A 5,396-nucleotide genomic window follows, 5' to 3' on the forward strand; every position below is an offset into this window, starting at 1 on the left:
GCCCACCGCCGCGCTGCTCGCCCGCGACGGCTCGGCCGCGCTCGCCTGGCAGGTCGAGCACGCCGGGCCCTGGCTGTTCGAGCTCGGCGAGACGCGGCACGGCGCCTACCTGCTGCTGTCGGGACCGACCGACCCCGAGAACCACTGGAGCCTCGTGCTCCGCCCCGGCGAGGTCTTCACGTCGGCGCCGGCCTCGGTCGCCGTCGCGGCGGGCGGCGTCGACGAGGTCCTGGCCGCGATGACGGCCCAGCGGCGTGCCACGCGCCTCGTCCGCGAGGTCGACCACGACCTGCCCGTCGTCTTCAACGACTACATGAACACGCTGATGGGCGACCCCACCACCGAGAAGCTGCTGCCGCTGATCGACGCCGCGTCCGAGGTCGGCGCGGACTACTTCTGCATCGACGCCGGCTGGTACGCCGAGGGCCACTGGTGGGACACGGTCGGCGAGTGGCAGCCCGCCGCGAGCCGGTTCCCCGGCGGGATCGACGAGGTGCTCGACCGGATCCGAGACCGGGGGATGGTGCCGGGGCTGTGGCTCGAGCCCGAGGTGATCGGCGTGCGGTCGCCGCTCGCCGCCTCCCTGCCCGACGAGGCGTTCTTCACGCGGGGCGGCGTCCGCGTCGCCGACCACGGCCGGCACCTGCTCGACCTGCGGAGCCCGGCCGCGCGGGTGCACCTCGACGGCGTCGTCGACCGGCTCGTCGGCGACCACGGCGTCGGCTTCTTCAAGATGGACTACAACACGATGACGGGCCCCGGCACGGACGCCGGCGGGCTCGCTCCCGGTGCGGGCCTGCTCGAGCACTCGCGGGCGCTGCTCGCCTGGCTGGACGACGTCCAGGAGCGCCACCCGCGCCTCCTGATCGAGAACTGCGCCTCGGGCGCGATGCGGATGGACTGGGCGATGATGTCGCGGCTGCACGTGCAGTCGACCTCCGACCAGCAGGACCCGGTGATGTACGCGACGATCGCGGCCGCGGCGCCCGCCGCGCTGCTGCCCGAGCAGGCCGGGCACTGGGCCTACCCGCACGCCGGCATGGAGCCCGAGCTGTTCACGTTCTCGCTCGTGAACGCGGTGCTCGGCCGGATGTACCTGTCCGGGCACCTGAACCGGATGGACGCCGCCCAGCGCGACGTCGTCCGCGCCGCCGTGTCGGCGCACCGCGAGGTGCTCGGCTCGATCGAGCGGGCCGTGCCGTCGTGGCCGCTCGGGCTGCCGGCGTGGGAGGACGCGTGGACGGCCCTGGCGCTGACCGCGGGTGCGGGTGCGGGTGCCGACGCGGGTGCCGGTGTCGGTGCCGGTGGCGGCTCCGTGACGCACCTCAGCGTCTGGCGCTGCCAGGGCGACGACGACCGTGTCGTCCTCTCGCTGCCGGGGCTGCGCGGGCAGGAGGTGCGGGTCCGGCCGTTCTTCCCGACCGACCCCGCCGGCTGGTCGTGGAGCTGGGACCCGCAGGAGGCGGAGCTCACGGTGGTCGTCGAGGTCGCCGGGCCCACGGCGAGGGTCCTCGAGCTCCTGTCGACCGGCCACGACGACGGAGAAGGCGAGGCAGACGCGTGAGCAGCAGCATGAGGTGGCCCACGGAGGGCATCGCCTTCGGGGGCGACTACAACCCGGAGCAGTGGGACTGGGACGTGCTGCTCGAGGACGTCGAGCTGATGCGCGAGGCCGGCGTCGGCTTCGTCACCGTCGGCGTGTTCTCCTGGATCAAGTACGAGCCGCGCGACGGCGCGTTCGACTTCGACTGGCTCGACCGGGTGCTCGACCTGCTGCACGAGAACGGCATCCGGGTCGACCTCGCCACCCCGACGGCGTCCGTCCCCATGTGGCTGCACCGCCTGCACCCGGAGATCCTGCCGCAGGACGCACTCGGGCACCCTCTCGCCCCCGGCGGTCGACTCGGCTTCTGCCCGTCGTCGACGGTCTTCCGGCGCTACGCGCTGCGCGTCGTCGAGGCGCTCGCCGCGCACGTCGCCGGCCATCCCGCCGTCCGGCTGTGGCACGTGAGCAACGAGCTCGGCGGCGGCAACGCCCGGTGCCACTGCCCCGTCTCGGAGGCGGCCTTCCAGTCGTGGGTCGAGGCCCGACACGGCACGGTCGAGGCCCTCAACGCGGCGTGGGGCACGGCGTTCTGGGGCAACTCGTACTCGTCGTTCGACGAGGTCACGACGCCCCGCGGCATCACGGCGCACAACCCCGGGCAGCTCCTCGACTACGAGCGCTTCTCGTCCCACGCCCTGCTCGACTGCTACCGGGCCGAGGCGGCGGTGCTGCGCCGTGTGACACCCGACGTGCCCGTGACGACCAACTTCATGGTCGGCCTCGGCCCCGACGTCGTCGACTACCCCCGGTGGGCCGACGAGGTCGACATCGTCGTGAACGACCACTACACGTACGGCCCCGACCCGATGAAGCACCAGGAGCTCGCCTTCGCGGGCGACCGGATGAGGGGCATCTCGGGAGGCGGCCCGTGGCTCCTGATGGAGCACGCGACCGGCGGCTCCACCTGGCACCCGGTCAGCCAGCCGAAGGGGCCGGGCGAGCTCGTCCGGCACGCGCTCGGGCACGTGGCGCGCGGCTCGGACAGCGTCATGTACTTCCAGTGGCGTGCGTCGCGCTCGGGGACCGAGCAGTTCCACTCGGCGATGCTGCCGCACTCCGGCCCCGAGTCGCGCTCGTTCCGGCAGATCGTGGCGCTCGGCGCGGACGTCGCGCGGCTGGCCGAGGTCGCCGGCAGCCGGGTCGTCGGCACCAGGGTCGCGCTGCTCCACGACGACGAGGCCGGCTGGGCCCTGCGCAGCGGCCACAAGCCCTCCGCACGGCTCGACTACGCCACCACGGCCAGGGCGGTCCACGCGGCGCTGTTCGCGCGGTCGGTCACCGTCGACGTCGTGCCGCCGTGGCACCCCCTCGACGACTACGACCTCGTCGTCGTGCCGGGGCTGTTCCTCGTCGACGACGAGACGCCCGCCGCCGTGGCCGCCGCCGCCGAGAGAGGAGCGACAGTGCTCGTGACCTGGTTCTCGGGCATCGTCGACGAGACCAACTCGGTCAGGACCGGGGGGCATCCCGGTGCCTTCCGCGACCTGCTCGGCGTGCGGGGCGACGACTTCTGGCCCCTCGGCGAGACCGAGGTCGTCGAGCTCGACACCGGCTGGCGCGCCCGTCGGTGGACGGAGCACGTCACGGCGACGACCGCCGAGGTGGTGGCGTCGTACACGAGCGGCGGCGTCTCCGGCGGGGCGGCCGTGACCCGGCGGGCGGCCGGCTCAGGCTCGGCCTGGTACCTCGCCTCCGACCTCGAGGCCGAGGGGCTCGGCGAGCTGGTGGATCGGCTGCTCGACGAGGCCGGGGTCAGCCCGGCGGCGGTGACGTCGCCCGGCGTGGAGGCCGTCCGACGCGCGTCGGACGAGGGGTCGTGGCTGTTCGTGCTCAACCACGCCGAGTCGGAGGGCTGGGCCGAGGTCACCGGCACCGACCTCCTGACGGGCGAGGTGTGCTCGGGGCGCGTCGTGGTGCCCGCGGGCGGGGTCGCGGTCGTCCGCGAGGACCGCGCCTAGCCGCTCAGCGCCCCCTTCGTTGCCTGCTGCCGCTCCTGCCACTGCTCCCGCTCCTTGCTCGATGTCGGCGGGTTCCCGTCGCCGGTGGCGGGTGGGCGCGGACCCGCCGCGCCGTACGCGGACCCGCCGCGGGAGACGGGGACCCGCCGGCTCAGCGCCAGCGGTACTCGTGCTCGGGACGGCCCGGCGCGCCGTACCGGGGCACCCGGTCGACCTGGCCCGCGTCGGCGAGGTGCTCGAGGTAGCGGCGGGCCGTGACGCGGGAGACCGCGACGGCCGCGGCGACCTCGCCGGCCGACAGTGCGCCTCCTCGGGGCTGCCCCTGGTGGTCGTCGAGAGCGGGGGACGCGCCGACCGCCGGGTCCGACGCGGCCCGCAGCGCCTCGACGACGGAGGCGAGCGTCTCGGGGGCGATCCCCTTCGCGAGCGAGGGGGCGGCGGTCGTCCGCAGCGTCGCGAGGCTCGCGTCGACCTCGGTCTGGGTGACCTGCCCCTCGCCCTGGTCGAGCCCACGGCGGAACGCGAGGTAGCCGGTGAGCCGCTCCGCGAAGGTCGCGAAGCCGAACGGCTTGATGAGGTACTGCACGATCCCGAGCGACACCGCGCTCTTGACGACCGCGACGTCGCGCACCGCCGTGACGGCGACGACGTCGACCGTCGAGCCGGCTGCGCGCAGCGCCCGGCAGAGCTGGATCCCGTGGATGTCGGGCAGGGTCAGGTCGAGCAGCACGAGGTCGACGCCGGGCTGTCGCAGCCTGTCGAGGGCGGACCGGCCGTCGTGCACCACGCCGACCAGCTCGAACCCGTCGAGCCGCGTGACGTACGCGCCGTGCGCCTCCGCCGTGAGCGGCTCGTCGTCGACGACGAGCACGCGCACCGCGGGCGTCGTGGGGGGCAGGGACCGGGACGAGGAGGCGTCGATCACGACCGCACCACCGCCTCCTCGTCGTCCGGGAGGTCGACCGTGATCGTGGTCCCGTGCTCCGTCGAGCGGGCGTCGACGGTGCCGCCCGCCCGCCGCGCGACCTGGGCCACGAGCGCGAGGCCGATGCCGCGCCCCTCGGCGCCTCCTGGCTTGGTGCTGACGCCCCGCTCGAAGACGTCGCGCCCCTCGGGCAGCCCGGGTCCGCTGTCGGAGACGGCGATCCGCACGACGCCCTGTGCCGGCCGCGCGAGCACGACGCTCACGGTCGCGGGGCGGGATGAACTGCGTTCCGCACCATGAACCGCGTTCTTTCCCGGTTCATGGTCCGGTTCACGGTTCGCGGCGAGATCGACCTCGGCCCCGGCCCGCGGGGGAGCGGCGCCGTCCCCGGGATCCGCATCCGCCCAGCGCGGCGCGGCCGCGTCGAGAGCGTTGTCCACGAGGTTGCCGAGCACCGTCACGAGGTCGCGCACGGGCACCCGCGGCGTGCGGAAGTCGGGCGAGACGTGCAGCTCGAGCTCGACGGCTCGCTCGCGCGCCTGGGCGCTCTTGCCGAGCAGCAGCGCCGCGAGCACCGGCTCGTCGACGGCGGCCACGACCTGGTCGGCGAGCACTTGGCCGAGGTCCAGTTCGTCCGAGGCGAAGCGGAGCGCCTCGTCGGCACGGCCCAGCTCGATCAGGGCGACGATCGTGTGCAGCCGGTTCGCGAACTCGTGGGTCTGCGATCGCAGGGCCGCCGAGAGGGTGCTCATCGTGCGCAGCTCGTCGGTGAGCTGCCGCAGCTCGGTGTGGTCGCGCAGGGTGGTGACCGTCCCGAGGGCGCGACCCGCGCCTCCTCGGCCCCCGACTGCTCCTCGCCCCATCGCGCCACGCCCGACCGCGACCCGCCCGCCGCCTGCCCGTGCGC

The 5,396-nt window shown here is 74.6% G+C and carries 4 protein-coding genes; 2 read left to right on the forward strand and 2 right to left on the reverse strand.

The genetic code is table 11. The features are described 5' to 3' along the window. Together RWM17_RS11840 and RWM17_RS11845 are read left to right on the forward strand one after the other, a co-directional pair. Positions 1–1,564: alpha-galactosidase (locus RWM17_RS11840; protein ID WP_314103934.1), on the forward strand; the 1,564-nt coding region annotated here is incomplete at its 5' end. An 8-nt stretch (positions 1,565–1,572) separates the two neighbouring features. Next, positions 1,573–3,564 (forward strand): beta-galactosidase, encoded by a 1,992-nt coding sequence (locus tag RWM17_RS11845; protein ID WP_314103937.1) that lies wholly within the window; start codon positions 1,573–1,575, stop codon positions 3,562–3,564. 151 nt (positions 3,565–3,715) lie between these two features. On the opposite strand, the gene RWM17_RS11850 is transcribed toward RWM17_RS11845, so the two are convergent. Next, positions 3,716–4,489, reverse strand: coding sequence for a response regulator (locus tag RWM17_RS11850; RefSeq protein ID WP_314103939.1), 774 nt, complete (start codon positions 4,487–4,489; stop codon positions 3,716–3,718). Then, on the reverse strand, positions 4,486–5,396 hold a 911-nt coding region (locus RWM17_RS11855), incomplete at its 5' end, for an ATP-binding protein (RefSeq protein ID WP_314103940.1). The genes RWM17_RS11850 and RWM17_RS11855, both read right to left, overlap by 4 nt.

Origin of the sequence: uncultured Frigoribacterium sp. (assembly GCF_963515265.1) — a bacterium.
In the GTDB taxonomy this organism is placed as follows: domain Bacteria; phylum Actinomycetota; class Actinomycetes; order Actinomycetales; family Microbacteriaceae; genus Frigoribacterium.

Bases quoted from the DNA above. Each gene is read 5' to 3' on its own strand.
- RWM17_RS11845 (WP_314103937.1), top strand. From the start codon at position 1,573: ATGAGGTGGCCCACGGAGGGCATCGCCTTCGGGGGCGACTACAACCCG.